The organism is Streptomyces beigongshangae (genome assembly GCF_019710745.1).
GTDB classification, from domain to species: domain Bacteria; phylum Actinomycetota; class Actinomycetes; order Streptomycetales; family Streptomycetaceae; genus Streptomyces; species Streptomyces beigongshangae.
The window spans coordinates 33689-49081 of record NZ_JAHKJW010000058.1 but is presented as its reverse complement, the minus strand read 5'-3'; the positions used below and the strand labels follow the sequence as shown (position 1 = coordinate 49081).

14 protein-coding genes and 5 tRNA genes are annotated in these 15393 nt (G+C 71.3%); 8 read left to right on the top strand and 11 right to left on the bottom strand.

Annotated elements, in window-relative coordinates:
- Positions 1-1659 (top strand): SCO7613 C-terminal domain-containing membrane protein (locus tag KM933_RS32000; RefSeq protein ID WP_430727396.1); only part of this gene is annotated, 1659 nt, incomplete at its 5' end.
- Positions 1660-1750: 91 nt separating this feature from the next.
- Here KM933_RS32000 and KM933_RS31995 read toward each other — a convergent pair.
- From KM933_RS31995 to KM933_RS31965, 7 genes are all read right to left on the bottom strand, one after another.
- Positions 1751-4471: an exo-rhamnogalacturonan lyase family protein gene (locus KM933_RS31995; protein ID WP_221358816.1), complete on the bottom strand. Its 2721-nt coding sequence runs from the start codon at positions 4469-4471 to the stop codon at positions 1751-1753.
- Between the two features lie 154 nt (positions 4472-4625).
- Positions 4626-5285, bottom strand: a complete 660-nt coding sequence (locus KM933_RS31990) for a hypothetical protein (RefSeq protein WP_221358805.1) — start codon at positions 5283-5285, stop codon at positions 4626-4628.
- A gap of 7 nt (positions 5286-5292) precedes the next feature.
- Positions 5293-6165: a carbohydrate ABC transporter permease gene (locus KM933_RS31985; protein WP_221358803.1), complete on the bottom strand. Its 873-nt coding sequence runs from the start codon at positions 6163-6165 to the stop codon at positions 5293-5295.
- On the bottom strand, positions 6162-7121 hold the full coding sequence (locus KM933_RS31980) for a carbohydrate ABC transporter permease (protein WP_308013607.1): 960 nt from the start codon (positions 7119-7121) through the stop codon (positions 6162-6164). The genes KM933_RS31985 and KM933_RS31980 overlap by 4 nt, the downstream gene beginning before the upstream one ends.
- 11 nt (positions 7122-7132) lie before the next feature.
- A complete protein-coding gene (locus KM933_RS31975) occupies positions 7133-8428 on the bottom strand; it encodes an ABC transporter substrate-binding protein (RefSeq protein WP_221358792.1) in 1296 nt (431 codons plus the stop codon).
- 566 nt (positions 8429-8994) lie between these two features.
- Positions 8995-9066: transfer RNA gene (locus KM933_RS31970), tRNA-Val, on the bottom strand.
- 68 nt (positions 9067-9134) lie between these two features.
- Positions 9135-9569: a TIGR02611 family protein gene (locus KM933_RS31965; RefSeq protein ID WP_221358829.1), complete on the bottom strand. Its 435-nt coding sequence runs from the start codon at positions 9567-9569 to the stop codon at positions 9135-9137.
- Between the two features lie 191 nt (positions 9570-9760).
- Between KM933_RS31965 and KM933_RS31960 the strand changes: the two genes are divergently transcribed.
- Together KM933_RS31960 and KM933_RS31955 are read left to right on the top strand one after the other, a co-directional pair.
- Positions 9761-10174 (top strand): SsgA family sporulation/cell division regulator, encoded by a 414-nt coding sequence (locus KM933_RS31960; protein ID WP_003959770.1) that lies wholly within the window; start codon positions 9761-9763, stop codon positions 10172-10174.
- 434 nt (positions 10175-10608) lie between these two features.
- Entirely contained in the window at positions 10609-11166 is a 558-nt protein-coding gene (locus KM933_RS31955) for a CGNR zinc finger domain-containing protein (RefSeq protein WP_221358789.1), read from the top strand.
- A gap of 41 nt (positions 11167-11207) precedes the next feature.
- Here the strand turns inward: KM933_RS31955 and KM933_RS31950 are convergent, their stop codons facing one another.
- Positions 11208-11360, bottom strand: a complete 153-nt coding sequence (locus KM933_RS31950) for a hypothetical protein (RefSeq protein ID WP_169800124.1) — start codon at positions 11358-11360, stop codon at positions 11208-11210.
- Positions 11361-11607: 247 nt separating this feature from the next.
- Positions 11608-12054, bottom strand: a complete 447-nt coding sequence (locus KM933_RS31945) for a hypothetical protein (protein WP_221358787.1) — start codon at positions 12052-12054, stop codon at positions 11608-11610.
- Between the two features lie 233 nt (positions 12055-12287).
- Between KM933_RS31945 and KM933_RS31940 the strand changes: the two genes are divergently transcribed.
- Positions 12288-12812, top strand: a complete 525-nt coding sequence (locus tag KM933_RS31940) for a DsbA family protein (protein WP_221358785.1) — start codon at positions 12288-12290, stop codon at positions 12810-12812.
- A 14-nt stretch (positions 12813-12826) separates the two neighbouring features.
- On the opposite strand, the gene KM933_RS31935 is transcribed toward KM933_RS31940, so the two are convergent.
- Both KM933_RS31935 and KM933_RS31930 read right to left on the bottom strand, forming a co-directional pair.
- On the bottom strand, positions 12827-13651 hold the full coding sequence (locus KM933_RS31935) for a GNAT family N-acetyltransferase (RefSeq protein WP_221358767.1): 825 nt from the start codon (positions 13649-13651) through the stop codon (positions 12827-12829).
- Positions 13652-13810: 159 nt separating this feature from the next.
- Positions 13811-14632: an aminotransferase class IV gene (locus tag KM933_RS31930; RefSeq protein WP_221358765.1), complete on the bottom strand. Its 822-nt coding sequence runs from the start codon at positions 14630-14632 to the stop codon at positions 13811-13813.
- A gap of 370 nt (positions 14633-15002) precedes the next feature.
- Here KM933_RS31930 and KM933_RS31925 point away from each other — a divergent pair.
- The 4 genes from KM933_RS31925 to KM933_RS31910 all read left to right on the top strand — a co-directional run bounded on the left by KM933_RS31925 (position 15003) and on the right by KM933_RS31910 (position 15367).
- Positions 15003-15075 (top strand) — tRNA-Gly (locus KM933_RS31925).
- A gap of 37 nt (positions 15076-15112) precedes the next feature.
- A tRNA-Cys gene (locus tag KM933_RS31920) sits at positions 15113-15186 on the top strand.
- A gap of 1 nt (position 15187) precedes the next feature.
- Positions 15188-15259: transfer RNA gene (locus KM933_RS31915), tRNA-Val, on the top strand.
- 39 nt (positions 15260-15298) lie between these two features.
- Positions 15299-15367: transfer RNA gene (locus KM933_RS31910), tRNA-Val, on the top strand.
- The last annotated feature ends 26 nt before the right edge of the window (positions 15368-15393 follow it).

Here is a 15393-nt window from a genome sequence, read left to right as displayed (position 1 = left end):
CTCGCCCTCGCCGCGGCGATCGCGCTGGGGGCGGCACACCGTGCCCCCGCCGCGTGGGCCGCCGTGCCCCTGGCGGCGGCCGGCGGCCTGATCGCCGTCGCCGCGGCGGGTGGCGTGCTGCGCCAGATCCTGCCCGGCGCGTGGACGGTCCCGGCATGCCTGGCCTGCGGCATCGCGCTGCTGACGGTACGCGGCACCCGGCTGCCCCCGACCCTGCGCCGCGGCCTGTGGTGGTCCTCCGCGGCCGTGCAGGCCCTGGCCCTTTCCTGGACCCTGCCCGTGGTCGCCCTGGTCCTGCTGGGCCCGGCCGGCCGGACGGCACACGTGTGGTCGGGCGCGCCCTCCGACGCCCGTGACGCGGTGACGGTCCCGGCGTCCTGGCCGCCCGGCGCGGACACCGCCGCGCTGGTCCTGGCGGCCGTGGCGGTGGTCCTGGCCCTGGCGTTCCGGTCCGGCCCGCACCGGCTCCGCGCCCGGAGCGGGGCGTCGGCACTGGCCTGGGTCACCGCCCTCGTCCTGCCCGCCACCCTGCACCTCCCCTACGGGGCGGCGCTCCTGTGGCACGGCGCAGCCACGGTGGCGGCGCTGACGGCGGCGGCGCACGCCCACACCCGCGCGACCGAGGGCCGTTCCTCGACCGCCGACCGCCCCGACCGCATTTCGGCCACCGACCGCATTTCGGCCGCCGACCGGCTCTCGCTCCCGACCGCGACCGCGCTCGGTCTGGCGTTCCTCGGTTCCCTCCACCTCGCCGCCCTCTCGCTGGCCGCCGAGGCCGCCACGCTGGCCGTCCTGGCGGGCCTGACGGCCCTCTTCACGACGGCTGCCGCGCGACAGGGGCACAAACCGGTCGGAGCCGTCTCGGCGGCCCCCGCCCTGGCGTACGCCACCGCGCTCGCGTGCGCCACGGGGGCCTCCCTCGGCCTGCCGCCGCACCACACGGCCCTGCTCGTCCTGCTGGTACCGGCCACGGCGGCGCTGCTGGCCCCCCGCCTCGACGACGCGGCCCTGAAGGTGTCCGTCGAGGTCACGGGGGCGGTCGCGGGCCTGCTGGCGATCAGTCTGGCGGCCGCCGAACCGCCCGCGCTGGCGCTGGTCCTGGCCCTGTGCGGCGTGATCGCGGCGGGCACGGCCGTACGCCAGGACCGCGGGTGGGCGGGCTACGCGGCAACCACGCTGTTCGTACTGGCCACCTGGGTCCGGCTGGCGGCCTGGGAGGTGGGATCCCCCGAGGCGTACACGCTCCCGGTGACCGTGCCCGCGCTGATCGCCGGGTACGTCCGCAGGAACCGTGACGCGCAGGTCCCGTCCTGGCCGGCGTACGGGCCCGGTCTCGTGGTGACGCTCGTGCCGAGCCTCCTCGCGGTGTGGGGGGACCCGGGCGGGCCGCGCCCCCTGCTGCTGGGCGCCGCGTCGCTCGCGGTCACCCTGCTCGGCGTCCGCCACCGCCTCAGGGCACCCCTCCTCCTGGGCGGCGCCGCACTGGTCCTGACCGCTCTCCACGAACTGGCCCCGTACGCCGCCCAGGCCATGGGCTCGCTCCCCCGCTGGGCGCCTCCGGCCCTGGCGGGCCTGCTCCTCCTGGCCCTGGGCGCCACCTACGAACAACGCCTCCAGGACGCCCGCCGAGCCCGCGAGTCCCTGAACAAGATGCGCTGACGCCCCGACAGGGGCGCGGGGAACCGCGCGACAAGCCACGACGGACCCGCGGGTTCAAACCCACCCCGCCCCGGCCCGGCCCGGCGGAGCGTCACGGCATCCTGTCCCCGATCAGCGCCAGGTTCTGGATGGCCGCCAGCCCGTACAGTGCGGTCGCGTTGGTCGACACCCAGGCCGCCTCACGCCCCTCCACCAGCCCCATCGGCCCCTCGACCTTCTTCGTGGACCAGTCCGTCGACTCCTTGTAGTCCCAGGCGTCGGCGCTGCTGTAGAACTGCCGCCAGGCCCGCGCGGCCAGCGCGTCGTCGTCCAGGGCGACCGCCGCGTACGCGTCCTGCCGCGAGTGCCCCTGGAACAGCAGCAGCGACCCGAAGTCGGACCCGTAACGGGCCTTCTGCTCGGCCTTGGTCGCGTTGTAGTACCGGCAGTAGTCGAGCCACGCCTCCTTGAACGCCGGCATGTCGATCTGGTCGATCAGCTCGGCGTTCAGTTCGACCAGGCCGAACATCGCCGACAGGTGCGAGACCCCCACCACGGCCGCGTCCGCGACGGCGAACCTCCCGGTGTCCAGGTCGTACAGCGCGCTGCCCTGGACGAACCCGTTGGGTTGCGCGGCGATGGTCTCCATCGTCGACAGCACCCGTGCCCTCGCCTTCTCCCACTTGGGTCCCCGCCGCTCCCACTCGGTGAGCCAGGCGGACACGAGCCCGCTCCAGTCGGTGCCGAAGCCGATCGAGAGCGCGTTGCGGTCCGGCTCGTACGGCTCGGTGCGGATCTTGCGGATCGGGTCGAGCACGAGGAACGTCTCGTCGGAGTCGACGGTGGCGTGCATGAGGTCGCCGACGCGTTCGTCCCCGGTGAGGAAGTAGTAGTAGCGGCGGTAGGTGGTGTTGGCGATGCGCTGCTGCTTGGCGCTGTCGGCGTAGTGCTGGACGCCGTGCCGGGTGCCGAGGCCCGCCCACTCGCCCAGGTGGTAGACGTCTACCTCGCCGGTGTGCCGGGTCATGGCCTCCGCGAAGCGGAAGACGTCGGCGCGGCCGGAACGCAGGTAGGCGAACCAGAGCCACAGGTCGGGCGAGAGCTCGGAGTTGTCCCAGGCGTAACCGCCCACGTCGTAGCACCACTGGTGGCGGCTCGGGTCGTACGTGTGCATGATGTCGCCGTAGTCCCAGAAGCCGTACCAACGGCGCATCTCCACCTGGTCCTTGTAGTAGGTGAAGAGGAAGTCGAGGTGGTCCTCGATCCTCGCCTTCGCGGCGGTGGAGCGGTCCGGCTCGGTGAACAGCCCGCCGAAGACGCCCGCCGCGACGAGGTGCCGGGGCGGGGCGGCGAGCTGCGCGGGGGTGCGTACGGCGGCGACCTGCTCCGCCATCGTCCCGGCGCTCGGCGTCGACTCGTGGGCCCAGAAGAGGAGTTCGCTGGTGCGGGCGATGCCGTAGGGCGTGCCGAAGCCGGGCTCGTAGTCCTCGTAGGTGATGTTGAGCCCTTCGAGCTGTTCGGGATAGGTGTCCTGGCCCATGCCGTCGTGGTAGAAGCGCAGGTCCATGGGTTGCGCTTCGGGCGACCAGAGCCACAGGGTCACTTCGGCCTCGTCGGTCCGGGCGTCGCGGATGTCGAGCTGGGCGGGGAACTTCTCCCAGAAGTCCCGCAGCCCGAAGGCCAGTCCGCCGCTCGCGCCGCCGACGTAACCGAAGCCGCTCGCCCGCCGGCCGCCCCCCGCGCCGATCCAGCCGTGTCCCTCCTTCGTCCGCTTGCGGACCGTGAAGCCGTCGGCGGAGAGCTGCGAGAGGGTGTAGTCGCCCCACTCGGGGACGTACTGGAGCCGGGTGGTCACCCGCTGGTCCCAGGTCGACGGGTCGGGCAGCTTCCGCCCCTCGAACTGGGCGGTCCGCACGGCGGCGCCCGGATCCCGGCGCAGACCGGTGACGCCCTTCACCGCCTCGCGCAGCAGGCCGGTCCCCTCCCCGCCGATCCGGATGTGCCGGTCGTACGCGGCGTCGCGCATCGGCACCTTGAAGCGGACGCCGATGCCGCGGATGAAGTCGCCACGGGCCTCGCCCGGCTCCTGTGTGCCGTCGAAGGTGATCGTGTGCACCATGCGGAAGGACTCGGCGCCCGCGTAGAAGTAGAGGCGGACCGAGAAGGGCAGCCAGCTCCTGCCGCCCCTGCGGTGTTCTCCCTCGACGCGGACGACGGCACGGACCGGTCCGTCCTGCTCGACCTCGGTCCGCGCGACGGCGCTCTCGAAGCGCTCGTACTTCTGCTCGCCCCGGTCGCCGTCCTCGATCCCGGGCTGGCGCAGCAGGACGAGACGGCCCTCCCCGGCGATCTCCGTCGAGCCGCGCAGCACGGACCGCACGAGGGCGGAGCCGCTCCTGCCGATCCTCGCGGTGATGACACCGGTCGACACCTCGATGTACCCGCCGCGCCTGTCGACGGTCACCCTCTTCGCGGGCGCGGCGGGCGTCCCCGCGTCGAGCGTGAGCTTCCCGGCGCCCGCGCCCGGCCCGACCGCGTGGGCGGTCCACTTCAGGGAGCCGTCCGGCCAGTGGCCGATCGGCCAGGACTGGACGGGTACGTCCTTGCCGTCGGCGTCGGTCAGCGCGAACGTCTGGTCCTTGCCGTACGCGCCCTTCGGCCAGGGCACGCCCACGGTCGAGCCCGGGGCCTGGCCCAGGCCACCGCCTTCCAGCCAGTCCAGGGTCACCGGGTCCGCGTCGGCGTTCTCGGCACCCGGTGCCCAGCCGAGCCGGGAGGCGGCTCCGGCGACGGCGGCCGCCTTGAGGAGGGATCTGCGAGGGATGGGGGACATGGCTTTTCCTTTCCTTGCGAAGCCNGGATCTGCGAGGGATGGGGGACATGGCTTTTCCTTTCCTTGCGAAGCCTTGTGAAGCCTTACGAAAAAGTCAGGGACATGACATGTAGAGGAGTGGCGCCGGCGCATCGGCCCTGCCGGAAACCCCCGGTCAGCGGCGTCGGCCGCGCTCCCGCACGGCGCGCTCCCGCACTGCGCGTTCCTCCACGGCGAGGGCCGCCGCCGCGACGGCGCCGAGGACGGGGACCGCCAGCGGCGGCACGGACCAGGCGGAGAGGGCCACCACGGCCAGTCCCCCGACGAGCAGGAAGGACCCCGCGGGGTCGAGGACGGTACGGCGTCCGGCGGCGCCCAGCAGCTCCCGCCAGGAGGCACCGGGCTCCCAGACCGCCGCCGCGCGCAGTCCGGCGACGGCCAGCCCGATCAGCGCGAACAGCCCGACGGCCCCGACGGCCGGGCCGCCGGGTATCCCGGCGCGCACGGCCTGGACGTCCACCCACACCACGAGCGCCGCGGCCCACCCGGCGATTCCCGCGGCCCACCCGCCGCGCACGGCGGCACGGAAGTCCGCGACGAACTCCCGCCACCCGCCGCCCACCTGCGCCGTACGCCGCCGCAGGTGCCGTGACCCGGCGGCGAACGCGGCGGGGTAGGTGACCACGGGCAGCGAGGCCACCGCGATCCACACCCCGGTGAGCAGGCACTCCGCGAAGAGCCCGAACCGCTCGGCGAAGGCGGACTCCGGCCCGGCGGCGGCCGTACGGGGCTTCGTGCGAGGCTTCGTGCGGGGCTTCGTGCGCGTCTGGGTCATGACCGGCTCAGCCCTTCAGACCGGAGGTCGCCATACCGTCGATCAGGTAGCGCTGGAAGGCGAGGAAGAAGGCCAGCACGGGCAGCAGCGCCACCAGCGACATGGCGATCATGCCGCCGTAGTTGGCGACGCCCTCCTGGTCGCGGAACATCATCATGCCGAGGGAGACGGTGTACTTGGCCGGCTCGTTGAGGTAGATCAGCGGGCCCATGAAGTCGTTCCAGGCGTTGATGAAGGTGAAGATCGCACTGGTGATGAGGGCGGGCCGGCACAGCGGCAGCACGATCGACCAGTAGATCCGCAGATGACCGCAGCCGTCGAGCCGCGCCGCCTCGTCCAGCTCCCTCGGCAGGTTCCGCATGAACTGCACCATGAGGAAGACGAAGAACGCCTCGGTGGCCAGGTACTTGCCGATCAGCAGCGGCACGTACGTATTGATCATTTCCATCTTCTGGAACATCACGTACTGCGGGATGAGCAGCACGTGGTACGGCAGCAGCAGCGTGCCGATCATCAGCGAGAACATCAGGTCGCGCCCGGCGAACCGGATGCGCGCGAACGCGTACGCCGTCAGCGAGCAGGAGACCAGGATGCCGACGACGGAGCCGAGCGCGTAGAAGAGGGAGTTCTGGAAGAACGTGGCGATCGAGATGTCCGCGATGCCGTCGGCGAGCCCTTTGAAGTTCTGCAGGATCGGGCTGGTCGGGAAGAGCTCCAGACTGCCGATGATCTCCCGGCTGGGCTTGAACGAGGCGCCGAGGACCCAGATGACGGGATAGAGGACCACCGCGAGGACGAGCAGGGCGCCGAGGTGCCAGGCGAGCGCCCCGGCACCACCGCGCCCGCGTCCGCGTCCGGTGGGGCTCGTGGTGGTGCTCATCGGGCGGCCTCCTCGTAGTGCACCCATCGCTTCTGGGACCAGAAGAGGACCGCCGTCACCAGTGCCACGGCGAGCAGCAGCATCCAGGCCATCGCGGAGGCGAAGCCCATCTGGGCCTCCTTGAAGCCCTTCTGGTAGAGGTAACAGGTGTAGACGAGCGTGGCGTCGGCGGGCCCGCAGCTGGTGTTGGAGACGACGTACGCGGATCCGAAGATCTGGAACGAGTGGATGGTCTCCAGCAGCACGTTGAAGAACAGCACCGGGGAGATCATCGGCAGGGTGATGCTCCAGAACCGCTTGAACGGCCCCGCGCCGTCGACCTCGGCCGCCTCGTACAGCTCCTTCGGCACCTGCTTGAGCCCGGCCAGGAAGATGACCATCGGGGCGCCGAACTGCCAGACGGTGAGCGCCACCAGGCTGTGGAGCACCCAGTCCGGATTGCCGACCCAGCCGCCGACGTCGAAGCCGAGGGACGACTGCGTACGGTCCACGACGGCGTCGTCGGAGAACAGCGCCCGCCACACGAAGCCGACGGACACGCTCGCGCCGATCAGCGAGGGGGCGTAGAAAGCGGCCCGGTAGAAGGCCTGCCCGCGCCGGCTCTGCGCCAGCAGCAGGGCGACCCCCAGGGCGAGCAGCAGTTTCAGCGGGGTGCCGATGACGACGTATTTCGCCGTCACCTCCACCGACTTCTGCCACCGCGGATCGTCGAGCATCCGGGTGAAGTTGTCGAGGCCGATCCACTTCGGGGAGTTGAAGAGGTTGTAGTCGGTGAACGCGAAATAGAGCGAGGCGGTCATGGGTCCCGCGGTCAGCAGCAGGAAGCCCGCGATCCACGGCGACATGAAGAGGTAGCCGGCCAGGTTCTCCCGGCGCCCCCGGCGCCGTACGGCCGCGGGGGGACCGGGATGCTTCTCCGGGGCGTCCGGCGGAGAGTCCTCGATGAGTGTCGTCACGGCTGTTCCCCTCAGGCGGCGAGAGCGGTCTTCGCCTCGGAGAAGAACTGCTCGACCGCGTCGGAGACCTTGGTCTTGCCCGTCGACATGTCACCGGCGATGCGCAGGAACGCGGCCTCCACGGTGTCGGCGCCGGCCGGGTGCGGGGTGATGGCCCCGAGCAGTCCGGCCTCGGCGACGTCCTCCTCGTACTGGGCGATGGCCTGGTTGGGGGCGTCGGTCGGCTTGTACGCCTCGAACTGCTCGGTGGTGGCGAGGATGCCGCGGTCGTAGCCCATGATCCTGCCGACCCCGGGGTCGTGCACCATGAAGTCGATGAACCGGGCGACCTCCTCGGGATGCCTGGTCCGCGCGGAGCCGCTCAGCATGAGCGAGCCGAGGTACTGACCGGTCTCCTTGCCGTCGGTCGTGGGGATCGGCGCCAGCCCGTAGGTGCTGTCGCCCTCCGTGGTGTAGCGCACGGTGAAGTTGTCCCAGGTGAACTCCGACGCGCCGTCGCCGGATGCCAGCGCCGACTTGGGCTTGAGCTGCTCGACCCGCTTCGGATCGGTGACGATGCCGGCCTTCACGCGGTTGTAGCCGTCCTGCCACCACTCCGTCAGGTCGGCCTCGTCGAAGCCGAGTCCGTCCTCGGTGAAGAACGCCTTGCCGTTCTGCCGCAGATAGAGGTCGTAGAGGTACATGATCCCGAAGTAGCCGGTGTCGCCCGCCACCTTCTGGGTGTCGTGGATCTTCTTCAGCGCACCGAAGTACTCGTCCCAGGTCCAGCCCTGCTCCGGCGTGACGCCCGCCTTTTCGAAGACCTTCTCGTCGATGACGAGCGACATGGTGTTGGAGCCGACGGGCACACCCAGGAGTTTCCCGTCGACTTCGCCGATCTTCTCGATACCGGAGCGGAAGTTCTCAAGGCTCAGATTTCCGGCGTCCACCTGCGACTTGAGGTCGAGCAGAACGCTTCTCCTGTCGTACTTCCGAAGAAACGCGACCGCGTTCTGGAATACGTCCGGTGGATTTCCGCCCGCGGCCTGGGTCTGGAACTTCTCCCAAAAGGCCACGTAATCCTGGAAGTCCGTCTTCACCTTGATCTTCGGATACTTCTCCTCGAAGAGCTCGATGGACCGGTTGATGCGCTTGGCGCGTTCCTCCGCGCCCCACCAGGCGAAGCGGATCTCGACGGTTCCGTCACCCGGCCCGCCGTCGCCGCCGTCGCCGCAGCCGGCCGTCGCGGCCAGCCCGACCGTCGCCAGCGACGCTCCGGCCGCCGCCCTGAGGACCGCCCGCCTCTCGACACTCCCGTTTTTCCCCATGGTCGGGCCTCCCTGCGATGTCGCCGTCCGCTGTCCGTCGTCCGTTGCCGTGAATCGTTTCAAGTAAGCGCTTGCTGGCACAAGCTACGGAGGCGCTCCACGGGCGTCAATGATTCGGACAGGAATTGATGTGAACGGGCCCGCGGACGCGACGGCCCGAACCGGGGCGAATTCCCTGGGCAGTTGGGCGGTTGCGCAGGTAGGGCGGGAGGGCGGGCCGTACGGGTGCGCGAGGGACTGCGCGACCAGCCGCAGGACACCCGCGTCCGCCCCACGACGCCGGCCCCGCCCCGTGGGGCGCCCCCGGCCGCACATCGGGGCGCACTCCGGACGCGTTCGCGGGCACGGGAGGGCTTCGGAACCCCGGACGCGAACGGACCGGACGGACCGGTCGGACCCACCGGACCGACCGCGCCGACCGAGGCCGGCGCCGGGTCCGGACCCGGCGCCACGCCGACCGCCCGGCAGCCACCACGGCACGGCCGGAAATACGAGCACACCCCGCAGAACGCCGACAGGCGGTTCGGACCCACGGAACCCGTGGGCCGAACCGCCTGTCGGCAGTGTGGGCGATACTGGGATCGAACCAGTGACCTCTTCGGTGTGAACGAAGCGCTCTCCCGCTGAGCTAATCGCCCGGGCGCAGGAAAAGATTACCCCATGTCAGAGAGTGCCTCCGACCCGCCCGCACACGCACGCGGCGCCCCTACTCCTTGATCTTCCACGGCATCTCGAACCCGAACTTCCAGACGTACACCCCGGCCAGCACCGCGATGACCAGCAGTCCGACGGTCGTCAGGATGATGTTCCGGCGCCGGACCTTCGGATCGAGCGCCCGCTGTGTCGCCTCGGTCACTTTGCGTTTCGTCCAGCGCAACACCAGCTGCGCCCAGACGAACTCGGTCGCCCAGATCGCCATACCTGCGAAGATCACCAGCCACCCCGGACCGGGCAGGGGCAGCATGATCACACCGACCACGACGACCGCGAGACCCACCACGAACACGCCCACCTGCCAGCTCAGATGCAGCATGCGACGTGCCCTGACGAATTGCGGCGCACGGGATCCGAGCGCCTGCTCGCTCTTCGTTTCGTCGGCCGCCACGGCGACCTCCCCCGTTCGGTCACTCCCCGTATTCATACGGCCAAACCCTACCGGACCGAAACCGGTCACCGTAATGGTCGTAAGTCGCGAACGGAGACTCCGCCGGACGAGGTACCTAAAGCGACGCAAAACACTCAGAGGGGTTTACAACGGCACCGTAGGTGGCATGTCGATTTCGCCGACGTGCGAATCCCCGAGCGCACACTGAGCGAAAGGCCCTGGCGCTTATGAACACCACGGTCAGCTGCGAGCTGCACCTGCGCCTCGTTGTGTCGAGCGAGTCCTCTTTGCCTGTCCCCGCAGGCCTGCGGTACGACACGGCCGATCCCTACGCCGTGCACGCCACCTTCCACACCGGAGCCGAGGAGACCGTCGAGTGGGTGTTCGCCCGCGACCTTCTCGCCGAGGGTCTGCACCGGCCCACCGGCACCGGCGACGTCCGGGTCTGGCCGTCCCGCAGCCACGGTCAGGGCGTCGTGTGCATCGCCCTGAGCTCCCCGGAGGGCGAAGCGCTGCTGGAGGCCCCGGCACGGGCCCTGGAGTCGTTCCTGAAGCGAACCGACGCCGCCGTGCCCCCCGGCACGGAACACCGGCACTTCGATCTCGATACGGAGCTCTCGCACATCCTCGCCGAAAGCTAGGACGAGACTCCGCACCAGGCCGCCCGGCGCCGTCCACTCGGGGAGACGGCTCGGGCTCAGACAACTGCATAGGGAGCACATGGGCGCCGCCTCCGTGAGTACGCGGGGGCGGTGTCCGTGCGTTCACACATCCGCACCGGTCGCATGCTCCGTGGCCTGCGACTTGCCCGGCCGGGCGGGGCGGTCGGGGCGGGCGGTCGGTTCCGTGCGTCCGGACGTACGGACCGCCGCGGCCGGGCGAGCGGTTCCCCGCGCCCCCGGGCGGGTGGGAGCGCGGGTTCGTTTTCGGCCTCGGGGCGGTGAGGGGCGGGTTCCTCGCCGGTCGTCCTGCAGGGCGGTCGGGGCGGACGGCGGCGGTCTGCGGCGGCGGGGAGCCGCTAGCATCGGCCAGCATCGGCGGGCGTCCGCCCGACCCACAGGCCAGGGAGCGAAACGTGCTGATCACCCACGACACCCGGTGCGCCCTCGACACCGTGGTCGATCTGGTGAACACCGCCCCGGAGGACGACACCACGGACGGACTCGCGAATCTCGCGGCGCTGCTCGACTTCGTCCGCAAGCACGACATGAGCGATGTCGGGACCCTGTCCGAGCTGGACCTCTCGGCGGTGCGCAGGATCCGCGGACGCTTCGCCGCGGTCTTCGCGGCGCCCGACGCCCGGACCGCCGCCACGCTCATCAACGAGCTGGTCGCCGCCGCGGGCACCACACCGCGCCTCACGAACCACGACGGTTACGACTGGCACGTGCACTACTTCGCACCGGGCGCGTCCGTCGCCGACCACCTGGCCGCGGACTGCGGCATGGCGCTGGCGTTCTTCGTGGTGGCGGGGGAAGAGGAGCGGCTGCGCCGCTGCGAGGCACCGGACTGCCGGCGTGCGTTCGTCGACCTCTCCCGCAACCGCTCCCGCCGCTACTGCGACAGCCGCACCTGCGGAAACCGCCTGCACGTGGCCGCGTACCGGGCACGGCGCAAGGAGGCGGCCGGCTGACGGAGTCCTCGGCGGGTGGCGCCAGGGACTCCGCGTAAGGCTCAGAGCAGCAGCAGATCGTGCAGCGACGCCATGAGCAGCAGACAGCCGATCACCGCAAGGAAGATCATTAGCGGTGGCTGAGATAGCGCGAAGAGACAACCCCGCCGCTCCTCGGGAGGAACAGCGGTGTCGCTCTGGGTTGTGTCCAGCATCTCGCGGCGATGATGACGCAGCCGGGACTTGCAACGCGATCAACACGCCCGACTTGTGGGGGAGTTAGCCGAAATCCGTGACGGATCGTTCCACGATCTGGGATACGTACGCGCGCCAGGCCCTTCCCGTGTCCATCCGGCTCGCCGGGCCGGCGTCGGAAAGTCCTCACGTGCCGTGATTCTTTCCCCCCTGTCGTGCCCGATGTCTCGACGTTCCGGGGCCAGGGCCACGGTCACGGTCACGGGGTCATATGCCGTGTTTCTTGAGGATCGCCTCGATGTCGCTGAAGTCGTCCGACGACTCGGTCTTGCGGGACGTGGGTGCGGGGCGGGCCGCCGGCCGGGGGGTCGCCTGGCCCAGCGAGGGCGCCGACGCCGCCGGGGCGACCGCCTCCCGCTGCGCGGCCCGGGCCGCCTTGCGCTCCTTGCGGCTGCCGCCGGCCCGCCGCTCCACCGCCCGCGTGGTCATGAACAGCAGCCAGGCCGCCCCGAGCACGCCGAAGCCGGCCCAGGCCGTCGGGCTGAAGGCGGTCTCGGCCGCCCACTCGACGGCCCCGGTCAGCACCAGGCCGAGCGGGACCAGGGAGTACGCGACCAGACGGGCCGCCGCGAGGAATCGCTTGCGGTACGCGGTGACCGCGGCGATGCCCAGGCCTGCCGCGGCGACGGCGGAACAGACGGTCTCGGCAATCATCCGGTCCTCCAGGCGTGGCGGGCAGGGGCGGGCACGGTCACTTCGTCCCTTCCATCCTGCACCGCCCCGTGCCCGGTGTGCCATGGTCCGGGGAGACCTCAGGGACATCTCCGGGTCGGGTCCTCCTGAGGTGCCGGTCGGCCGAGGTCGGGCGGCCGGGGCGCGGTCCCGGTCGGGCGCCCGGGGCGCGGTCCCGGTTGGGCGGCCGGGGTCCCGGCTGGGAGACTGGTCCCATGAGCGACTCCACCTCCGCCCGCCCCGCCGTCCCCGTCCTGGACGTCTGGTGCGAACTCCAGTGCCCGGACTGCCACAGCGCCCTCGACGACCTGCGCGCGCTGCGCGCCCGCTACGGCGACCGGCTGGAGCTGCGGCTGCGGCACTTCCCGCTGGAGAAGCACCGGCACGCGTTCGCCGCCGCGCAGGCCGCCGAGGAGGCCGCGGAGCAGGGCAGGGCATGGCCGTACGTCGAGGCGGTGCTGGGGCGCGTGCCGGAGCTGGACCGCAGGGGGGAGGCACTCCTCGTGGAGGTGGCCCGCGAACTCGGTCTGGACGACGAGGAGTTCGACACGGCCCTCATCGACGGCCGGCACATCCTGATCGTCGACGCCGACCAGGCCGAGGGCAAGGCCATCGGCGTGACCGGCACCCCGACGTACGTCATCGACGGTGAGCGCCTCGACGGCGGCAAGAGCCAGGAGGGGCTGCGCGAGCGCATCGAGGAGATCGTGGACCGCCTACTGGCCGGGCAGGACGCCTGACCGCCGGCACGCCTTCACAGCAGGTCCTTGTAGAAGTGGTACGTGGTCGTCCCGTAGCCGAGTGACTCGTAGAGCCGCTCGGCCGGGGTGTTGCCGGCGAAGACGTTCAGACGCACTCCCCCGTGCCCGGCGAGGACCGCCCGCGCCTCCGCATGGAGCATCAGCGAACGGCCGTGCCCCCGGCCCCGGTGCCGTTCGCCGGTCTCCACCTTGTAGACGAACGTACAGTCGTCGCGGGACGCCAGCCACAGAACGCCCACCGCGGCCCCCTCGTGCTCCAGGATCCTGAAGTCCATGCCCCGGCTGCCGAGGCCGTCCGGCAGCGCGCCGTCGTGGTCCCGGTCCGCCTTGGCGCGGGCCTCGGCCTCGGGCACGCCCCGGGTGATCCACTCCTGGGCGTAGTCCTCCTTGGCCCGTACGACCCAGGAGGCGAACTCGGCCTCCGTCATGGCGCGCCCGCGACTGCCGGCGGGCAACTCGGCCGGCGGGCCGTCCAGCCGCTTCTCCATGGTCCGGTTGCGCAGCACGTACCCGAGGGCCGTCGTGAGCCGCAGGGCGGGTGCCGCGTCGGCGGGCACCGACACCTCAAGGCGTCTGCAGCCCCAGCCGCGCGCCACCTCCTCCGCGGCGAGCGCCGCCACGGTGCCCCGGCCGCGCCCCCGGTCCGGCCCCTCGATGCTCAGGGCGCGGATCTGCCCGACGGACGATCCGAAGGAGGGGTGGCTGGCGAGGTGTATCGCGCCGACCGGGCGGCTGTTCACGCACACCGTGTAGTGACGTGACAGCGCCCCGTCGGCATCGCGCTGAAGCGGCTCGGTCGGCCGCAGGGTGGTGGTCATCAGGGGTGTTGTACCCGCCCGGACGCGCTCGCGCCATCCGATTCCGACGGCGGACCCGACCGGCCGGAGAACTCGAAGGACTTCAAGGACTTCAAGGACTTCAAGGAGTCCATGGGCTCCGAGGGCTCCGGGAACCCGGTCGGGCCGGTGGCGGCCGTCTCAGGGGTCGAGGTCGTCGCCCGCCCGCTCGTCGAAGATCCGCATGGCCTTCGCGGTCACCGGTCCCGGTGCCCCGCGCAGCGCGCGGCCGTCGACGCGGTGCACGGCCTGCACGTCACGCAGCGTGGAGGTCAGGAAGACCTCCTCGGCCCGCTCCAGGACGTCGAACGGGAGGTCGGTCTCCCTGGCGCCCGTCCACTCGACGGTGAGGGCGCGGGTGATGCCCGCGAGGCATCCGGAGGAGACGGGCGGAGTGTGGATCTCGCCGTCGAGGACGACGAAGACGTTGGAGCCCGTGCCCTCGCAGAGCTGCCCGGCCGTGTTCGCGAACAGCGCCTCGGACCCGTCCCGTTCGCGCGCGCGGGCGAGGGCGACGACGTTCTCGGCGTACGACGTCGTCTTGAGGCCCGTCAGCGCGCCGCGCTCGTTGCGGGTCCAGGGCACGGTGATCACGGCGGTGGAGTCGGGACGGCGGGCGGACTCCCCCAGGGCCACCAGCAGGGTCGGGCCGCCCTGCCCCCGGTCCGAGCCGAGCGGCCCGTGGCCCCCGGTGTACGTGATCCGCAGGCGGCCGAGCGGCATCGGGTTGGCCTCCAGGACGGCCGCACAGGCCCTGCGCACCTCGTCGCGGTCGGGCTCGGGCAGTCCGAGGCCGCTCGCCGAGCGCGCCAGGCGGTCGAGGTGACGGGTGAGCGCGAACGGGCGGCCGTCGGTCGCCTTCACGGTCTCGAAGACGCCGTCGCCCACGGTCAGCCCGTGGTCGAAGACGGAGACACGGGCCGACTCGCCGTCCTGCAGTCCGCCGTCGAGCCAGATCTTCACTGAACCTCACCTCACCAGAACGCGCCGGGTTCCCGGCCGGACGTGCTGTTCCGGCCGGGGCCCCCGGGGCGGCCGGCGGAGGTTCCCCCGTCCGTGCCGTACGCCCCTGGGTACTCCCCCGACGCTACAGCGAGCGGCCGGGCGGCCCTCGGCTCGGTCCCCTCCTGCCCACGACGGGGTCGCCGGGGCGGGCCGGAGCTGGGAAGTCCTGCGTGGCCGCGCGTCCGTCGCGGACGACCTGCGGGCGCCCCGACCGTGTACTGGAGCGGGCGTAACGCAGCACGCTGCGCAAACGCGTTTTTGTGCTGGCCCCGGTATCCGCTAGAGTTCAACACGTCACCGGGACGTGGGAGCGGTCCGGAAACGACACGCGGACGTAGCTCAGTTGGTAGAGCGCAACCTTGCCAAGGTTGAGGTCGCCAGTTCGAACCTGGTCGTCCGCTCGCAGGAAGCGGGGATCTTCCCGACCCCCGTGCTCCTGGTGGAGTGGCCGAGAGGCGAGGCAACGGCCTGCAAAGCCGTCTACACGGGTTCAAATCCCGTCTCCACCTCCATGGACGATTAGCTCAGCGGGAGAGCGCTTCCCTGACACGGAAGAGGTCACTGGTTCAATCCCAGTATCGTCCACTGGATCAGCCGGTACGTACGGCGAGATCCTGTCCCGCGCGATTAGCTCAGCGGGAGAGCGCTTCCCTGACACGGAAGAGGTCACTGGTTCAATCCCAGTATCGTCCACTGGATCAGCCGGTACGTACGGCGAG